General features: G+C 41.8%; 17 protein-coding genes. 5 read left to right on the forward strand and 12 right to left on the reverse strand.

Translation table 11 applies throughout. From position 1 onward, the window contains the following. Window positions 1–52: 52 nt before the first annotated feature. The 4 genes from AK823_RS00155 to AK823_RS00170 all read right to left on the reverse strand — a co-directional run bounded on the left by AK823_RS00155 (window position 53) and on the right by AK823_RS00170 (window position 3,067). The gene (locus AK823_RS00155) at window positions 53–430 is read right to left on the reverse strand and encodes a DsrE family protein (protein WP_068325313.1); all 378 of its coding nucleotides are present in this window, start codon (window positions 428–430) and stop codon (window positions 53–55) included. Window positions 431–598: 168 nt separating this feature from the next. Next, the gene (locus AK823_RS00160) at window positions 599–1,141 is read right to left on the reverse strand and encodes an acyl-CoA thioesterase (protein ID WP_068325316.1); all 543 of its coding nucleotides are present in this window, start codon (window positions 1,139–1,141) and stop codon (window positions 599–601) included. Window positions 1,142–1,189: 48 nt separating this feature from the next. Next, window positions 1,190–2,359 carry an alpha/beta fold hydrolase gene (locus AK823_RS00165; RefSeq protein ID WP_068325317.1) on the reverse strand — a complete coding sequence of 390 codons (1,170 nt, stop codon included), beginning with the start codon at window positions 2,357–2,359 and terminating at the stop codon, window positions 1,190–1,192. Between the two features lie 111 nt (window positions 2,360–2,470). Beyond that, on the reverse strand, window positions 2,471–3,067 hold the full coding sequence (locus AK823_RS00170; RefSeq protein WP_068325319.1) for a YigZ family protein: 597 nt from the start codon (window positions 3,065–3,067) through the stop codon (window positions 2,471–2,473). A gap of 281 nt (window positions 3,068–3,348) precedes the next feature. Between AK823_RS00170 and AK823_RS00175 the strand changes: the two genes are divergently transcribed. Together AK823_RS00175 and AK823_RS00180 are read left to right on the forward strand one after the other, a co-directional pair. Continuing rightward, window positions 3,349–4,053 carry a 16S rRNA pseudouridine(516) synthase gene (locus tag AK823_RS00175; RefSeq protein ID WP_068033601.1) on the forward strand — a complete coding sequence of 235 codons (705 nt, stop codon included), beginning with the start codon at window positions 3,349–3,351 and terminating at the stop codon, window positions 4,051–4,053. A 453-nt stretch (window positions 4,054–4,506) separates the two neighbouring features. Continuing rightward, on the forward strand, window positions 4,507–5,583 hold the full coding sequence (locus tag AK823_RS00180; protein WP_068325321.1) for a thioredoxin fold domain-containing protein: 1,077 nt from the start codon (window positions 4,507–4,509) through the stop codon (window positions 5,581–5,583). A gap of 167 nt (window positions 5,584–5,750) precedes the next feature. Here AK823_RS00180 and AK823_RS00185 read toward each other — a convergent pair whose 3' ends face one another. Then, window positions 5,751–6,410 carry a DUF2939 domain-containing protein gene (locus AK823_RS00185; protein ID WP_068325323.1) on the reverse strand — a complete coding sequence of 220 codons (660 nt, stop codon included), beginning with the start codon at window positions 6,408–6,410 and terminating at the stop codon, window positions 5,751–5,753. Between the two features lie 502 nt (window positions 6,411–6,912). Here AK823_RS00185 and dnaJ point away from each other — a divergent pair. From dnaJ to AK823_RS00200, 3 genes are all read left to right on the forward strand, one after another. Continuing rightward, window positions 6,913–8,049, forward strand: coding sequence for a molecular chaperone DnaJ (dnaJ, locus tag AK823_RS00190; protein ID WP_068325325.1), 1,137 nt, complete (start codon window positions 6,913–6,915; stop codon window positions 8,047–8,049). Between the two features lie 183 nt (window positions 8,050–8,232). Next, complete coding sequence (gene dapB / locus AK823_RS00195; RefSeq protein WP_068033609.1) at window positions 8,233–9,063, forward strand: 4-hydroxy-tetrahydrodipicolinate reductase; 831 nt, start codon at window positions 8,233–8,235, stop codon at window positions 9,061–9,063. A 72-nt stretch (window positions 9,064–9,135) separates the two neighbouring features. Then, the gene (locus AK823_RS00200; RefSeq protein ID WP_228138880.1) at window positions 9,136–10,047 is read left to right on the forward strand and encodes a type II and III secretion system protein; all 912 of its coding nucleotides are present in this window, start codon (window positions 9,136–9,138) and stop codon (window positions 10,045–10,047) included. Window positions 10,048–10,176: 129 nt separating this feature from the next. On the opposite strand, the gene AK823_RS00205 is transcribed toward AK823_RS00200, so the two are convergent. The 7 genes from AK823_RS00205 to gshA form a co-directional block, all read right to left on the reverse strand. Then, entirely contained in the window at window positions 10,177–11,352 is a 1,176-nt protein-coding gene (locus tag AK823_RS00205; protein WP_068329996.1) for a type III PLP-dependent enzyme, read from the reverse strand. Between the two features lie 94 nt (window positions 11,353–11,446). Next, window positions 11,447–12,001 (reverse strand): peptide deformylase, encoded by a 555-nt coding sequence (gene def, locus AK823_RS00210; protein ID WP_068033610.1) that lies wholly within the window; start codon window positions 11,999–12,001, stop codon window positions 11,447–11,449. A 220-nt stretch (window positions 12,002–12,221) separates the two neighbouring features. Beyond that, window positions 12,222–12,476: a GlsB/YeaQ/YmgE family stress response membrane protein gene (locus AK823_RS00215; protein WP_068033613.1), complete on the reverse strand. Its 255-nt coding sequence runs from the start codon at window positions 12,474–12,476 to the stop codon at window positions 12,222–12,224. A gap of 411 nt (window positions 12,477–12,887) precedes the next feature. Beyond that, window positions 12,888–14,420, reverse strand: a complete 1,533-nt coding sequence (gene mpl / locus AK823_RS00220; RefSeq protein WP_068325327.1) for a UDP-N-acetylmuramate:L-alanyl-gamma-D-glutamyl-meso-diaminopimelate ligase — start codon at window positions 14,418–14,420, stop codon at window positions 12,888–12,890. A gap of 268 nt (window positions 14,421–14,688) precedes the next feature. Next, window positions 14,689–15,324 carry a copper resistance protein NlpE N-terminal domain-containing protein gene (locus tag AK823_RS00225; RefSeq protein ID WP_227514088.1) on the reverse strand — a complete coding sequence of 212 codons (636 nt, stop codon included), beginning with the start codon at window positions 15,322–15,324 and terminating at the stop codon, window positions 14,689–14,691. Between the two features lie 611 nt (window positions 15,325–15,935). Beyond that, window positions 15,936–16,457 (reverse strand): disulfide bond formation protein B, encoded by a 522-nt coding sequence (locus AK823_RS00230; protein WP_068325329.1) that lies wholly within the window; start codon window positions 16,455–16,457, stop codon window positions 15,936–15,938. 66 nt (window positions 16,458–16,523) lie between these two features. After that, window positions 16,524–18,086 carry a glutamate--cysteine ligase gene (gshA, locus tag AK823_RS00235; RefSeq protein ID WP_068325332.1) on the reverse strand — a complete coding sequence of 521 codons (1,563 nt, stop codon included), beginning with the start codon at window positions 18,084–18,086 and terminating at the stop codon, window positions 16,524–16,526. Window positions 18,087–18,402 lie beyond the last annotated feature (316 nt).

Here is an 18,402-nt window from a genome sequence, read left to right on the forward strand (position 1 = left end):
ACTTAGTCTCTAAAACTAAGTTATGACCTTTTTAGTTATTGAGATTTAAGCATCAATTCAACTGCAATGAACCTTTCGCATTCATCAGCAGCTCAACCACGTCATCACCACTGATGACGGTAAAGCGCTTATCAATGGCTGACTCTTCCACACCGCTGTGCTTCATACATGCACTGCAGACCAATACTTGTCCACCTTTTTCAATGAAGGCTTCTAGTAACTCGCCAGCAGGTTCAAATGGCGCGCCAATATCGACGTTATCTAATGCGTTCGGCAATGCCAAATGTACCGCGTCTACCATCAATATAACTGATGCAGAGTGGCCTTTTTTAAGCGCGACACCTGCCATGGTAAAGGCTAAAGTGATTTTGCTTGGGTTTGATTCACTATTGTCAAATAGCGTTCCAACGTAATCCGTATTATTAACCATTTTATTTTCCTTATTAGACTGTATTTAGTTAAATAATATTCAATTGAATATTCTACTCACTAATATCCTAACACTTATTATACGTATTTGTATAATGTAATGTTGTGGAATGGTAGTCTTAAGGTTAACTGGCTGTGACAGATTATCAAAAATAAATTTACAGTTAGCCTAACCTAAAGGCGGCCACGGACGGTCATTATCACTCTCAATCCACTCGGCTACATAGCCGGTCGGCGGCATATTCCAATCAGATTTACCCATCGCATCCAGCACTTCTTGAGTTTCAATCACGCGTCCTTTGCTAGTGACGCCTGTCCGTAGTAGAGCAGACGAGCAGGGCTTGCCTTTCACCCACATTGATTGTTCCACGTAGATCCAACGCTCATCAATAGCAGCCACGTGCGTCTTAATCGTAACCCTATCAAAGGCGCGAATGCGTTTGCGATATTGTACTGTGCTGCCAGCTACGACCAGACCCCAACGCCTATGCAGCAATTGTTTGCCAAGACCAGTACGAATGGCAAAGTCAGTACGTCCCAAATCGAATAACGTCAGCACGCGACCATTATTCATCTCTAAAAAATTATCAATGTCCGTCAAGCTACAGCGAATCTCAATCTCGCTGGTATCTGCTAAGTCTAGTTGATCGCCTTTTTTATTAGCGATGACAGCCTTAGTGATAGATTTAGCATAACGAAAAAATGGATACATGACAGACTCTCAATAGTTTAAGGATTAGGGTTATGGTTTATTAGATTATTATTCATTGGAAGCATTGTTAGGTGAAGCGTTTCCAGGTGAAACATTATCAAGTGAAATATCGTTAGACGGAATGCCAATTGAGTGAAAAAAGGCGCTAACGGTTTCAGGTATCCAATTGATATCGAATTTTGAGGTCTTGGTTTTTTTACCATTCTTTTTCGATTGCTTAGAGCTGGATTTCACGGTGTCAGCCTGTTTGCTAGCTGAGCGATAACGCAGGTAACCAATATGCCCACCATGGTCGGTATCAAGGATAGTGACGCTATCAGACACATCGCCTTGAGTGGCGGTAAAGCCAATAAAGGGATCGTCTTTGGCACTAATCAGCAGTAGCGGATGGGTGACATTTATTAAGTAGGGTAGAGCCGATGAGGAGTGGTAATAGTCGTTTTTGGAGCGATAGCCATGACGCGGCGCGGTAAAGATATTATCAAAGTCACTGATACGATTGACCGACTTGATAGAGGCAATTTCCTCTTCGCTTATGTCATTTGATAAAGCTTTTTTGATAATTGGATTGAGCAAATATGGCGTATAAATACGATGACTCAAGAAGCTATGCATACTTAGAGCAGCTGACGACATATCGACAGGAGCGGAGATGACCACGGCACCCTCGCATAGCGCTTCATCACCATATTCGCCCATATATTTTGCCAGCGCATTACCGCCTAGGGAGACGCCTACCGCATAGATATGAGCATATTGCTCACGTAAATTCTGCAGCATGTGATGCACCTCTTCAGTGTCACCGGCATTATAAAAGACGCGTCCGTTAGCTGGAATACCGCCACAACTGCGAAAGTGTGCCACTACAAAGTGCCAGCCATCGCGATGCATTTGATACGCCAATGCGCGCGCATAATGGCTATCACTACTGCCTTCCATTCCGTGGAATAGCACGACTAAAGGTGTTTGCTCAAGCGTACCATCGTCAGTTGCCTCTATTGGATGCGCATCGTAGAAGTCATAAGCAATGTCCGTCTCACACAACGAGTCTTGCTTGAGTGCTCGGCGATAATTTGGCACTTCTGGTGCAAAAAACTTAGGCAAAATACTTTGCAGGTGTGGATTAGTCAGCCAAAATGGTGGTTTAAAAGGAGTGGGTGCAAACGGTTTTGGGGTGTTTGAAGACTTTGCGCTCTTTGAAGGTTTTGAAGTTGTCATAAATTAATCTTATTAGGTCATTATTGTTAGACAGTGCTTTATCATACCGATAGGTCAGGTTAAATCCAATGACTTACAGTGAACGCATGATTACTCAAAATTGTTCATGTTCTATGGTTTATCCAGCACCCGTCCATCCATAGCAAGGCGCTCTTTTAAAGCTTCAATATCAGCTTCAGCAATAGTCACGGTTAACGTAACCTGCTTACTATAATTCACGTCATCAATACTGCCATTTAGACTTTCTACTACATAACGACATTGCGCTTCAGTAGCGAACTCCGCTAATATTTGTACTTGAGCCATTGGCACATAGGGGAGCAATATCATCTCATCGACAGCCGCTTGCGCAGAGCCTGCATAGGCACGAGTTAGGCCGCCAGCACCCAGTTTAATACCACCAAAATAACGCACCACAATAATAATAACGTTACCGATAGACTTGTGCTGTAGGACGTTTAGAATTGGCCGACCTGCTGTACCGTTAGGTTCGCCATCATCATCAAAGCCTGCGCTCGTTGTATTAGCAGGATCGCCAATGATGTACGCCCAGCAGTGATGACGCGCATCAGCATATTGTTCGCGCAGCTGTTCCACGTGAAACATTGCTTGTTCACGTGAAGTGACCGGATAGGCATAAGTAATGAATTCAGACTTTTTAATCTCCAGCCTAGCAGTGACGGCACGTTGTAAGGTTTGATAACTCATATTATTTTAATGTACGCCTTTTTATGAACAGCCTTAGTTTAGATAGGATATGTTAAACTTGCCTGATAAATACTATAGTCCTTATTCGATATAGTTTTCATTTATTTTACTAGATTCGATTAACTTTAAAGCTGATGCAGTGATGCTGGGATGAGTTTTATGCAGCCTCTGTCAGCGTAGACACAGCACGCAAGTAAAATTTATACCAGCATCACGTCCATGTTAGCGTATCGATTTTATTCCAAATTAACTATATAACAAAACTGATGGTAGCAAATAGCATGCGTTTAGATAAATTTATTAGTAAAGCCACCGAACTGTCGCGTAAAGAGTCCAAAAGAATCTTGCACGCAGGCGAAGTCACTGTAAACGATGAAGTCATTAAAGACCCTGGCGTACATGTCGATATCGTCAATGATGAAGTCCTATGGGCAGGCGAGTCGCTATCGGTTGCTGCTGGCAATCGTTATATTTTATTGCATAAGCCAGAAGGCTTTGAGTGTACGCTCAAAGTAAAAGAATATCCTATCGTTACCGAGCTAATTGCAGTGCCAGAATTGGGTAGCCTACGTATCGCTGGACGCCTCGATGTCGATACCACTGGTGCATTACTCATTAGTGATGATGGCGGCTGGCTACACCGTGTCACCAGTCCTAAGCATGAGCACGCAAAAGTCTATGAGCTGACTTTGGCTGAGCCAATGGATAGTGACGCGCAGGCCAATGCAGTGAAGGAAGTCAGTGAAGGCATCTTGCTCGATGGCGACCATGAAGAAACCAAACCTGCTATCCTTGAGTTTATCGACGAGACTCACGCACGTCTGACGTTGGAGCAAGGTAAATACCATCAAGTTAAACGCATGATGGGCTACTTCGGTAATAGAGTCACTGAGCTACATCGCGCTAGTATCGGTCATATCACTTTAGAAGGTTTGGATAAAGGTGACAGTCGCTTTTTAACAGAGGAAGAAGTCGCAAAATTCTAAGAGTGGCGACGCCTTAAGCTTACTTATTAGATTACTTCACCAAAGTTAACTTCGTAATATTTTCTAAAAAACCAATTATCTGAAACAGCCATTGGCAGCAGACACCATATCGGTGGACTGCTTGCTGATGTTGCCTGTCTCTTAAAGCTGAGTAGCAGTTTTGCAAAATAAAGCGCCTAGCTCTTATCAAGCTCTTATAAAAATCTGCCAATGTGCTACAGTCTCAGTAGCTTACTTAATCTACTTTTTTGCATAATGTTTCTGTTTTATGTTTTAAAAAATGTCTCTAATAATGTGGCTGTTTTAGATGATGTCGCTACATTAGATTATTCCAGCCCCTTTATCTCAAAATCTATTATTTTAGTAATTTTCATTCCATAACTTGCTTTAAGAACTCCGTTGATAAGAGCTTTATCTCAGTAATCTACTATTAATTTTGATAGGACAACGCTTGTGAAACAACCTGTATTTAAATTTGCCAGTCTCATTAGTGCCATATTGTTAGCGACGACCGCTTGCGCCGAGCCATCCGTTTCTAACTCCGTAAGCAAAAGTGCCAGTCAAAACACTAGCCAAAATGCACAGAATACGTCAACAGCTGGAGATGTTAGTGCAACTGTTGACAGTCAGCTACGCCAAGTTCTGACCCAAGCTGGTATCAAGACACAAATCACTTCTATTACGCCATCTAACTTACCCAATATGTATCAAGTTGATCTCGCTGGCCAACTGCCACTACATATTACTGCTGATGGCGAATACGTTATCCAAGGCGAGCTACAAAAGAACCCAAGCAAGCGTGTCGTGACTAAAACCCTAGCGCGTAGCAATAGTGCGCAAGCGGGTATGCCAGTAAGCGCTGCAGTCAAATCTGCTGTACTTGCCAATATGAGCGAGCTTAAAAACATGAGCGCCAAAACACCGTTCTTTTATACAGCTGTACCGGGCGTGCTTTGGGGTGCAACGTTAGAGGGTGTACCGTTTTTATTATCCGATGACGCGCAATATATTACAGATGGCGAGATATCAGTCATTGAAAACGGTCAGTTCATGGGGCTGGATGAAGAGTTTGAAAAACGTAAAAACCAGTCCGTATTTAAAACCTTAGATGAGAAACAATTAATAACCTATCCGGCAACTAGCGCTGAGAGAGCCGTTATCTATGTGGCCGACGACGTCAACTGTCCTTATTGTCGCAGACTGCATCAACAACTACCGATGCTCAATGCAAAAGGCGTGACAGTAAAAGTCATCGGCTATCCGATATATGAGCAGTCACCAGCGCAAATGCGTGGTATTTGGTGTCAAGCAGATGATAGCAGTCGTCGCAAGGCATTTGATAAAGCAATGTTAGCGGGTGAGATGACACCTGCATCAGCTAACTGTAGTACAGATCATGTGACACCGAATCGTGAAAAGGCGGCTGGACTGGCTGTCATGGCCACACCTGCTATTTACCGCGATGATGGAGTGCTATACCAAGCGAGTTTTGAGAGCCCTGAGTTTTTAGAGTTCTTGGGAGTAGAGTAGCTAGCTCTGTTATTCTTCTTAAAGTGAGAAAGCTGCATGAAACTCATTAATATAAATTAATCAGCCATAAAAACCGCCCTATGAACATAGCTCATAGGGCGGTTTTTTATGGTGTATTTTTAATTAAAATGTCTTGTTAATCGAAGCTTACGGCAGGACTATATCGTTTATGGCAAGACTACATCAACGATTTTCCACTCAATGAAGCCTTCACGTTGCATCTCTATAGTAATAGGATAGCCTTTGACTTGACCGCTAATGGTAAAGCAATTGATACCGCAATAGCTTAATTTTGGCTTGTCACTATCGGTCCCTTGGGTTGCTTGCTGCTCTAACTGGGCAGCTTGCTGACTCATCATTTGCTGAACTTGTTGTTTGACTACCGCATCGACATCACCGCGATGAATAATCAAATCTTGAATTAGGTTTTTGAGGTCGACTTGATTGCTGGATATTGCCCAAGCAGCCGCAAGCTCTTTGGTAGCCGTATTGGCCTGACCCTGAGTATTGATAAGTTTTTCGATATTTTCTGGAGTCACAGCACTATCTACCGCCTGCACGATAAAGCTATTAGCAGCTTTCGCAAGAGGCTCTCCACTAAGCTCTGCAACTAGCGGATATTGCTCCATCGTATTGGCAAACCTGCTGGTCAATTGGGTCTTCATACTCGGTCGTACTTGCTCGTAATTGATAGCAGCAGCGATAGTGGCACCGTCTTTGGCATCATAGGCCTTCTTAAGCTGATACGCACTGTAATAAGGCGAACCAGCATAAATAGCTACTGCAATGACCAACAATAACATCAGCAATGTCATTAGCTTTTTCATAATTTGGGTTACCTTATCGCGGACTTAATACAATCAATATGGCGATAAATACTAGCATGACTCTAATTAATAAAGGTATGAAAATGTTACGTAGATTTGCTGGGCTAGCAACGATTTATAATAGTTATTAGATTCCTTATTGATAGTAGCTATTTTAGATAGCATATTATCAAGCTACTCATTTCAGTCCATACCCATGTAAATTATCGCTAGGAGCTTTTCATATTTTTTATAAACTTTAATAGACTAATTAAGAATTTAATGATTTAGGAGCTTGATAAATCAATTTAAGGTCTCCATTAATAGCGCAAACTTATATTAATTGATTTGGTTAAACAGCATCTCGCCGTTTTAGCTCGCAATCTTCATATGCTTCTCGTATTTTCACGCTCATACACCCTATGTTTCATGTGAAACATCTGCGTGTTTTCAGTCGTAAAAATCAATGAGCTAAAAAATGAGATTGCCAGTTGGCGTTACTGTGATGACGAGAGGAGAGCCCATGAGTAAGCGCGATTTTTATGAAATATTAGGCGTTAGTAAGACTGCAGACAGTAAAGAGATCAAACGTTCATACCGCAAGCTGGCGATGAAATATCATCCCGACCGCAATTCTGACGACCCTGATGCTGAAGATAAATTCAAAGAAGCGTCAATGGCTTACGAAGTGCTTAGCGATGAAGATAAGCGCTCAGCCTATGACCGTATGGGCCATGCAGCCTTCGAAAATGGAATGGGCGGTGGCGGCTTTGGCGGTGCAGGCGCGGGCAACTTCCAAGATATCTTCGGTGATATCTTTGGTAACTTTGGTGATATCTTTGGTCAGTCGCGCGGTGGCGGCGGTGGACGTTCGCGTCGTGGTTCTGACTTACGTTATGTAATCGAGCTGACATTAGAGGAAGCAGTACGCGGTTGCAAAAAAGAGATTAGCTTTACCGCACCTGCGCCTTGTGATACTTGTGATGGTAAAGGCGCAAAAGACGCCTCTGATGTCGTTACTTGTCAGACCTGTCATGGTCAAGGTCAGGTTCGTATGCAGCAAGGCTTCTTTGCGGTGCAGCAATCTTGCCCGCATTGTGGCGGTACAGGTAAACAAATCAAAAACCCATGCCCTGATTGTCATGGCGACGGGGTAAAAGACAAGTCACGCACGCTAGAAGTTTCTATCCCAGCTGGGGTTGATGACGGCGATCGCGTACGTCTGGCTGGTGAAGGTGAAGCGGGCGGTGCAGGCGTGCAAAATGGCGATTTGTATGTTGAAGTACGCGTCAAGCAGCACAATGTCTTTACTCGTCAAGGTGCCGATCTGTATATGGATGTGCCTGTTAGCATCACCGATGCAGCACTGGGTAAAGAAGTCGAGATCCCAACCTTAGATGGCAAAGTAAAAATCAAAGTCGCAGAAGGTACGCAAAGTGGTAAGTTACTTCGTGTACGCGGAAAAGGTGTCACGCCAGTACGTACGACGATGAAAGGTGATTTGATTTGCCGTGTCGTTATTGAGACGCCAGTGAACTTAACTCGCGAACAAAAAGACTTGTTACGTCAGTTCCAAGATACACTCGATGGTGATAGCAAACATCAACAGTCGCCACATAAAAAGTCATTCTTTAAGAAAATTGGCGAATTGTTCGACTGATAGATTGTTCAACTGATAGTTTGACTTGATAATCGATTTGATTATTTTAGCCCAATAGTTTCACGTGAAACTATTGGGCTTTTTAGTGGCTGTATAAAAAATAATTCATGCTATGATATTTAGTATAGGCTATATATAACCTCAAAAATAACCGTATTAAATCATAAGACTTTAGGAAAAAATATGACTAAACAAGTAAGTACACAACTTATCAATGTCGGTGTTATCGGGGCTGGCGGTCGTATGGGGCGTATGCTAATCGAAGCAGTGCAGGACAATCCGCAAACGACATTAAGCGCCGCTATTGAGCGTCAAGGCTCAAGCCTAGTTGGTGCTGATGCGGGCGAAGTAGCGGCTATAGGACGTTTAAATATAAAAATTGTGGATGACCTAACTGCTGTAATTGATGACATAGACGTCCTAATCGACTTTAGCTTACCGGATGCCACTGAACAAAACATGCAAACTTGTGCTGAGCATAAGGTAGCGATGGTCATTGGCACTACCGGCTTTAGCACACAGCAAGAGCAAGTGCTGACCGAAGCCAGTAAGCATACTGCTATTGTTTACGCTGGTAACTATTCTACTGGTGTTAACTTGTCATTGAAGCTGTTGAATATGGCAGCAAAAGCATTCGGCACAGATGCGGATGTTGAAATTATTGAAGCGCATCATAAGCATAAGATTGACGCACCGTCGGGCACGGCTTATATGATGGCAGAGGCAGTCGCAGAAGCACGCGGACAGAATCTAAAAGACGTGGTCGTATATGGTCGTGAAGGCCAGACGGGTGCACGTGAAGCGGGCACAATCGGCATTCATGCTATTCGCGGCGGTGAAATAGTCGGTGATCATACTGTGATGTTTATCGCGGATGGTGAAGTCGTTGAAATTACCCATCGTGCACGCGCGCGCATGACCTTTGCCGCTGGAGCAGTACGTGCGGCTACTTGGATTATTCAGCAAAAAGCTGGGCAATATAATATGCAGGATGTGTTGGGTTTAAATGACTAGTTATCAGTAGCTATCATTAATGTTATAGGATAAATCAGATAGATAGGTGCTACGGATAATAAGGAGCTGAATGTGCGCATAAATAACGATAATTTAAAGTTCATTATCAATGATATTGTTCTTTACGCACGCAACATAATCCTTGCTCTAAGTTTGGGTATATTGCCAATAGTAGTGCAAGCAGCACCTTATCAAACCTACGTTATTCATACTTACGGCGGTGAAGCGTTACTGCCTGCTGTACGCCAGCAACTGGGTACCAGCCCTGATGGTGGAACGGTTGCGACCTATCAAGATAAATTGGTATTACGAACGACGGCTACCAATTATCAAGCGGTACAACAATTACTAACGCAGATTGATGGTCAACCGCAAGCACTGACGGTTGCGGTGCGTGTTGGTAACAATGCCACTAGCCAAAGCAGTATCCAGCAAGGTCGGGTTATTATTTCTAACCGCAGTATCCAAGGTGCAGCAATCATTAATCAGCGTGATAGTCAGCAGCAGAATAATAGTATGTATCAAGTACAGACACTGTCAGGTAGCGCGGCAAGCATCAGTACAGGCACGCTCTATTCGCTAACGCAAAGTTATCAGGCGAATATTTATCCTACCTACAATCGCCCAGCGGGGCAGATTGTTATTCAGCAACAAATGTTGTTACCAACCACTCAAGGCATTCAAGTCACTCCAAAATTATTACCAAATGGCCAAGTAGAAGTTAATCTGTCTCAAACTGAAGAGAAACTGGTAATTGCTAATAACTCTAATAATCAAAGCTTTCATAATCAGAACCAGAACATCTATAACGGAAGTAACGCTGTTAAACGTCAAGGTCTCAACAGCACTATTATTGTGCCACGTGGACAATGGGTTGACATCGGACAAATTACGCAAGACACTCAAAATCAAAGCTCAAGTTATGGCAGCAATCGTAGGAATATCAGCAGCACCAGTGCGCCTATTTCGCTTTTAATACAGTAATTTGTTTTAATTTTCAAATGACACAAAAAAGCGCGGTGCTGCTAACAACAGCACCGCGCTTTTACTTTATAACTTACTTATCTGCTAATTTATGTCGCTAGCTAACACAAGATGTAATCAACATAAGCTTTAATCAATATAGACCACTTCTAAAGGTGGAAAGCCATTAAACTCGATAGATGAGTAAGAGTTGGTATAAGCACCAGTGGTTAGCCAGTAGATTTTATCACCGATTTCTAACTCTTCTGGCAATTGATAACCTGCTTCTTCATACATGATATCGGTCGAATCACACGTTGGACCGGCCAGCACTACTGTTCCTTCACGGGTCGAGGTTTCCATTTTCGGTGTATAGACTGGATATTTAATCGCTTCACCTAAGGTTTCTATCAAACCTTGAAACAAGCCCACATCGGTGTACACCCAGCGGGTCAGATCAGTATCTGACTTACGTGAAATCAATACCACATCACTGACTAGGACGCCTGAACCACCAACCAACGAGCGCCCAGGCTCAAGAATAATCTCAGGCATATCTTCAACGCTATAATCATCGTTTAGATAGCTATTAATCTCTTCAGCATAAACCTGTACCGGATTCACTTCACTGATGTAGTTGGCCGGAAACCCGCCACCTAAATTAATCATTTGCAGCTTAATGCCTTCTTCGTTTTTCATCCAGTCAAACATATATTTGACTTTGGCAAGTGCATCATCCCACGCGGCTACGTCTTTTTGCTGGCTACCTACATGGAAGGAGATGCCATAGGGTACTAAGCCCAAATCACGCGCCTGAATCAATAAATCAATCGCCATATTAGGATGGCAACCGAACTTACGTGATAATGGCCATTCAGCAGTATCTGAACCTTGTACCAAGATACGCACAAACACTTTAGAGCCTGGCGCCTGCTGGGCGATGTTCTTTAAGTCAGCTTCTGAATCAGTAGCATAAAGCTGTACGCCTTTATCATAAGCATATTTGACGTGTTCAGCTTTTTTGATCGTATTACCGTAAGAGATACGCGACGCATCGACACCGCAGTCAAGGACACGATCGAGCTCGTAGACTGAGGCACAATCGAAGTTTGAGCCAAGCTCAGCCAATAAGTTAATCACTTCCACAGCAGGACTGGCTTTCATTGCATAATGAATCTTAGCAGTAGGAAATAAGTCAGCCATTTCAGCATATTTAGTTTTGATACGACTTAAATCAACTACTAATAAGGGTGTCTCACGACCTTCAGCAGCTTTAGTGAACTTTTTCCAGCCAGTAGAGTCAAAATATTGGTCAATTTTAATCATGGTCATGATAAGAAGCCCTTAATAGAAACAATAGATTACCTAGACTATAAACGCTAAATAGCCTGTGAATAAAAGTAACGTAAAAAATAAAAAATTAAGCGTTGGTTGGCTGTGTCTCTTTATCCGCTTGTTTCTCGCCTTGCTTTTCACGTATTTTGAGTACTTTACGAACTTTATCACGTGCGCGAGTCTGTTTTAATTTTGATAAATAATCTACAAAGATAACACCGTTAAGATGATCCATCTCATGTTGAATACAGACAGCCAATAGACCTTCAACTTCTCTATCGATGGCTTGACCATCTTGATCCATTGCTTCGATACGTACTTTATTAGGACGCTCAACTTTGTCGTAGACATCAGGAACAGACAGACAGCCTTCTTCATACGGCTGTTTTTCTTCTACCAGCGGTGTTACTTTTGGATTAATAAACACCATAGGGGTGTCTTTATTTTCAGACAAGTCCATAACAATCAGCTGAATATGCTGGTCAACTTGTGAAGCTGCCAACCCAATTCCGTCCGCATCGTACATGGTCTCGATCATGTCAGTGATTAAGGTTTTAATCTCATCGTTAACTTCTTTGACTGGCTTAGCAATCGTACGCAAGCGCGGATCAGGATAGCTTAAAATAGGGAGTAATGCCATGACGGAGCACCTCGATAATAGCGGGTAGAATGGGCGGTTTATTATAAGTTAAATGAGGGCAAAAGTAACAATAATCAATGCATAACCGTGCAAATTCGTAGACTACGGTGTCACATTTTGCTTATCTAGGACACTTCCAAGAAATATATCGCACCAAGACTAAAAATAAAAAAAGACCTTACATGATGTAAAGTCTTCTTTCTCGAGATATATAAAATGACTATATGCGGCGTTTGTTCATAATCATCTCATATAGGAACAATAATATAATTGCACCAATTACTGAGAATAATAGACCAGTGAATCCACCATCGGCGTTAATACCGATGAGACTAGCGACAAAACCACCAAGCATCGCACCAACGATACCTAATACGATAGTCATAATCCAGCCCATAGGGTCATTACCAGGCTTAATAGCGCGCGCCAATAAACCTGCGACCAAACCTACAATAATCATCCAAATAAAGCTCATTGTTATTCTCCTAATTTATTACAATTGATAAAATCTTTCTATTAATATTATTGCTTAAGATGTTTCTCTTAAGGTCTTTCTAATGTTGATAGCAATATTGTAAACACTCATAGTGGTGAAAAGTAAGCATAAAGTGTTACCAGTGTAGGGGCTATGTGAGGAAAAACGACAAATTGCTATCTTGCAGAAGAAATTGGTAAATGAAAGGTTACAAAGGTAATCAGAGTGATAATGAAGAGACGTTATTCAGTATTTTACTCCTGGTTAGAAAATGTACAGCTCTGAGTTGACGTTAGGCACTAAGCATAAAATAGCGCTATCCCTTATGAAAAGAGTAGCGCTATTTTATTTAACAAGTTATGTGCACGGCATCAATAATCTACGCGAATAGTAGATAAGAAATGATACACTTTAAGTTTGGTCGGTCAATTCGCGTAGTGCTGTCAATAAGCGTTCATGAATACCTTCAAAGCCACCATTAGACATAATAATGACTGCATCGCCTGCTCGTGCGTGCGTCGTAATATGATCAATAATAGCTTCTACACTGCATACAACTTGCTGTTTGCCATTATGCTCAACACGATCAATGACTTCTTTCAATCCCCACTCAAGACCAGCTGGATCATACCAAAGTGTATGATCTGCTAGTACCGCTGATTGGGCTAGACTATCTTGATGGATGCCCATTTTCATAGTATTGCTACGTGGCTCAATAATCGCCCATAAACGTCTGCCAGCCAGCTTCTTTTTGGCACCATCTAAAGTGGTCATAATCGCAGTAGGATGATGAGCAAAATCATCGAAGACTAAGATGTTATTAATATCACCGATTAGCTCCATTCGACGCTTGATACCGGCAAAATCTGACAGGGCAGCACATGCGGTAGTGATATCTACCCCAACATTGTAAGCTGCTGCTACTGCAACCAGAGCGTTATTGACATTGTGCATGCCGCTCATGGTCCAATCGACGATGGCAGTCGCTGATGGGTCTGCCTTAAAGCTTACTTTGAACTGACTACCATCCTCTGTAATCAATGCGGCTTGCCAGTCGCAAGTAGTCGCCTCGTGCTTCATACTTTCTGTATCAGCCTCTTGTCTGTTCGTCAACTTCTCGTCTGTCACTGCGGTACGCCAAACAGGAGTCCATACCCCTTTAGCTAGCGTGTCTTCTAAACTAGTAGTTGCTGTTGGCATAATGATTTTGCCAGTGCTTGGAATCATGCGCACCATATGATGGAACTGAGTCTGAATAGCGTTTAGGTCAGCAAAAATATCAGCATGATCGAACTCAAGATTGTTTAAAATAGCAGTGCGCGGACGATAATGGACGAACTTTGAGCGTTTATCGAAAAATGCAGAATCATACTCATCAGCTTCTATCACAAAATAACCCGATGTTGATGATGTTGTGCCGTCATTCGTTGTAGAGTTTGGTTTTTCGTTACGTGTAACGTCTGCACCTAAATAACTGCTATGTGCAAACACGCTTTGCAAACGCTCATCCTTAGTATCCACTAATGGCACACCGCCAATCAAAAACCCAGTATCAATATCAGCGTAGTGTAATATCCATGCCAACATAGTCGTCGTCGTTGTCTTGCCATGAGTACCGGCCACTGCTAATACATGACGCGACTGCAAAACCTCTTCAGAGAGGAACTGCGGCCCTGAGGTATATCTCATACCTTGATTAAGCATATACTCAATGACATCCATACCGCGCTTCATGGCGTTGCCCACCACTACCAAATCAGGCGTTGGTTGCAAATGCTGCACAAGATAACCTTCTTGAATTATGACACCAGCGCTTTCAAGCTGAGTGGACATAGGAGGATAAACACTAGCATCTGAGCCTGTGACCTTATGTCCAAGCTCTCGCGCTAATAAGGCTAACGAGCCCATAAAAGTGCCACAAATACCAAGAATATGAATGTGCATAGATGTTCCACGCTATGATAAATAAGAAGTTGAATGAAGTAATACAGACGAGAACGAAAAGGTTAGTGAATAGAAAGTAGCAAATGTTTAACGGCTACCAACATTCTTATTTACGCTATCAGCGCTCATTGTAAAGTAAACACTAATAGATAACCAATAAAAAACGCCTAACAAGGTAGGCGTAAACAATATACTTAAAGGACTTTAATAGAAGTTATTTCTCATGCATTTATAAAAATAAAATTGGGCTTATATCATACATTATTGGTTATTTACGCGATAAGGTAAGGTCAGCATTTAAGGTATTGTCATCATTCATCATTACAAGATGATTGTCTTGGATAGTATAACTTTCAATACTTTCGTTCTGATAGACAATGGTAATCATTGTATTGTCTTGACGATAAACACCCGACTCAACGAGTGGTACTTTAGGTGTCTTTGGATTCTCATAAATGCTGGTCTTTAGTACTGAACCATCAGCAAACAAGTTTAGCGTAACTGAAACACTGTCACAAAAAGGGCAGGGCAAAATTCCCACATAATCACCGATTAGCGTTGCCTGTAACTCACTACCTGCGCTGAGGTCTGAAATCATCGGCGCGCGGCGGGTCTGTAAGTTATCATCAGGCTTGGCTGCTGCAATCAACGACTCACCTTCACTAGCGACATCGTCTGCTACAGCAAGGCTATCATCATTCATCTGTGCAGAATCATATTGGTTATTATGCACTTTACTATCAGTCAACGATTGCTTCATAGTTGGATTATGAGCAACAGACGTCGTGGTTGATTGACTGTCACAACTAATCAGAATAATACTAAAAGTCAGCGTCAATAACAGACTACCAAAGCGCTTGATAGGAGAGGTTTTAGCAGGGATAGTAGGTGCGAAGTATTTCATCATTATACCAAAAACAAGCAAGCGTCTTGTAAACAAAAATAGGGCTTATAAAGCATTAACAAATATCCATACTAATAGTAGCGTTAATACAGAAGGAGAACGTTGTAAAAACGTCAACGCCTTTCAATACTTACATTTATCATTCTTTGCATCTTAATACCAATTAACCAACCACTTATCCAAAGTAAATACTACTTTTAGAGAAAACTTAATTAATAATAATTAGATACAAAGAATGAACGGCTATATAAAGAGGATGAACGGTGCACACCATAACAAACGATCATTGCTCTTATGTAGAGTTTTTGTTATAGACGAGTAAGTTTAGATGAGAGTGATTTTTAATCAAATAATTGATATAAATTAGACCTAACAAAAGATAGGTTTTAGCTCAAAAAGAGAATAGATGATACAAAGGTGGTATATAAAGTTTAAGATATAACAGAGGTGTAAATGAGAGATATTTAGCAGCTACTTAAAATAAATAACTGCTAATAAGTTAGAAGATTATAGGTCAAAAGATATAAGCAAAATTATAATAAAACGCATGTCATAAACAGTGCGTCGTTGCGGGCAACTATTTAAGTATTTATAAATTTTATCTAGCATTATTAACGATTGGTTAAAACAGGACGCAAAATACGCCAAAATATTAGTCCATGTATCAGGAGCAATACACTAAAGAATATCAATGACTGCTCAGGAATGCTAAGGCCCAAAAACCGCCAAGAAACGGAGGCACATTCTCCAGAGCCTGCAAAGACTTCTTTAAACACTTGTAAAATAGGTAAAGTATCGAGCCAATAGTCTAAGCCTGGGCCACATGAAGGTACTTGATCAGCAGGTAAATGCTGAAGCCAAACATGACGCGCCGCCACGACTGTTGCCCAGCCAATGCCCGCCAAACTACCAACCCACAGTAATATTTTAAGAGCGATTGACTTGGGGTTCACTAACGCAGCGATTAAGGCGAATCCGCCCATTACCATTAATCCGATACGCTGAAATATACATAGTGGACAAGGCATTAATCCCATATAACGCTGTAAAAAGAATATTGCATAACTCATGCCGAGCACGGTCATAATAACCAACAACACTTGTAAACTACGATAATTGGTCAGTCTTTGCATCAGGTACGTACTCTTATGGAATGGTTTATCTATAAAGGTTAAATATCAACAGTCGTTAGCCATTTGCTAGCGGTACTGCTGTAAAAACTCCATAAAGTCTTCAGTCTCAGCTTCTTCGATTTCAGCTTGTTGTAACACTGATTTTTCGGCAAGTACTTCATATTTAGCTTGTGCGTTAGGACTTAGAGTTTGCTGCAGTAAAGAGTCACGATGCTGCTGTGCTAAAGTGAAGCCTAGCTGCCACATGCTACCCAAACGCTCACTATCAGCGTTGACCTGAGCTGAGATAGTCGATTCAGAGTGACCAGCTTTGCCTTGCATAAGCGCTAATGCGGCACGATAGTCGTTGCCACCATAATGAGCATCAAAGAGGGCTGCTAACGGTAACATGTTGTTTAAATGCTCAAGCATCCAGCTTTCTAATGGTACTTCTACACCATCATTGACGATATGGAGGTTGTCACGGCGACCTTCGTTGACCACGCGTTCAATGTTAATTGCTAGCTCATCTTCTTCATCAGGCATTAAATCAGGTGACTCGTTAAGCAGACAATATAATGCCATGATTTCTAAGAAGCAAGCACTAGACAGGCGAATACCGACATCGCTATAAGGGTCAAGATCAATCGCGCGGAATTCAACATAAGCGATACCACGACGCTCTAAAGCCTCAGTCGGTGTCTCACCACGGTTAGCGATTTGTTTTGGACGAATAGGACTATAATATTCATTTTCTATTTGTAGAATATGATCATTAATCTGAATTGGATTGCCATCAGCATCGTTTAAGCCCAATTTTTTGAAGCTCTCATGCGGTGTTTGGATGGCACGGCGCAGCCCCGAAATGTATTCAGGTAAATCATTGTAGCGAATATCGAGATGCTCTTGCACACTATTGGTATAGCCAAGTTTGCCCATACGTAAGCTGGTTGCGGTAGGCTTATAGTAAGTTGAATTATTTTGTAGAATCAAGTCATGCTCACGTCCTGCCAAAAAACAAGGACAAACATTTGGACTTGCACCTAGCAGATAAAGAACAATGCTGGTTAGGCGTTTAAAATTACGGATCAGGCCTAGATATTTATCGTTTTTGAACTCTGTCAGCGTTTGATTACTTGCTTCGGGCGTTTGTGCCTGCCAGTTTTCAAATAGTCCATCACCGAATGACAAGTTATAATGCAAGCCAGCAATGGTCTGCATACGGCGACCATAACGCACACCAAGACCACTACGATATAACGTTTTAAGTTGGCCAGTGTTAGAGCTACCATAATCTGCCAAAGGAATATCTTCATCATCAGACGAGAGCATGCATGGCATAGATAATGGCCACATTAGCTCGTCTTTAGCCAATGCTTGATAAACTAGCACATGTAATTGGCGCAACATTGAGAGCGTGTCTTTGGGTGTATCTTTGGGATCAGTGATGAGCTCAAGTAGGCTTTCTGAATAATCTGTAGTAATAAAAGGATGTGTCAGCTTTGACCCAAGCTTTTCTGGATGTGGTGTTTGGGTCAAATAACCATCAGTTTTGATTCGCAGACCTTCTTTTTCGATACCACGGAGCATTCCAATTAAATGCTGACTGCTCATCCAGCTTGGAACTTGAAATTTGGCAAAATCACTCATAATATGTCATCTATTGTTATTCATTATTTTATACCAAAACACAGCCAGTACTAAGGGCTAGTGCTTGCGAATATTCAGTGTACAGAGATAAGTCAGTTTAGCCCATAGCGCCATTAAAAACCAAGCACAATTACAAATTCAGTGGCTTTTGTTCAAGGCTGGCTTAACGTTTTATATCTCGTAGTTTAGAGTAATAGGATAAATTATCAGTTTGCAGACGGTCGTCTTTTCACCTGTTATTTGTTACTGTCTGGCAGCCACACTTGTCAATGCCTAGTATGAATTAATCCTTACAATGCAAAAAGCATCTACCTGA

Source organism: Psychrobacter sp. P2G3 (assembly GCF_001593285.1).
Taxonomy (GTDB): domain Bacteria; phylum Pseudomonadota; class Gammaproteobacteria; order Pseudomonadales; family Moraxellaceae; genus Psychrobacter.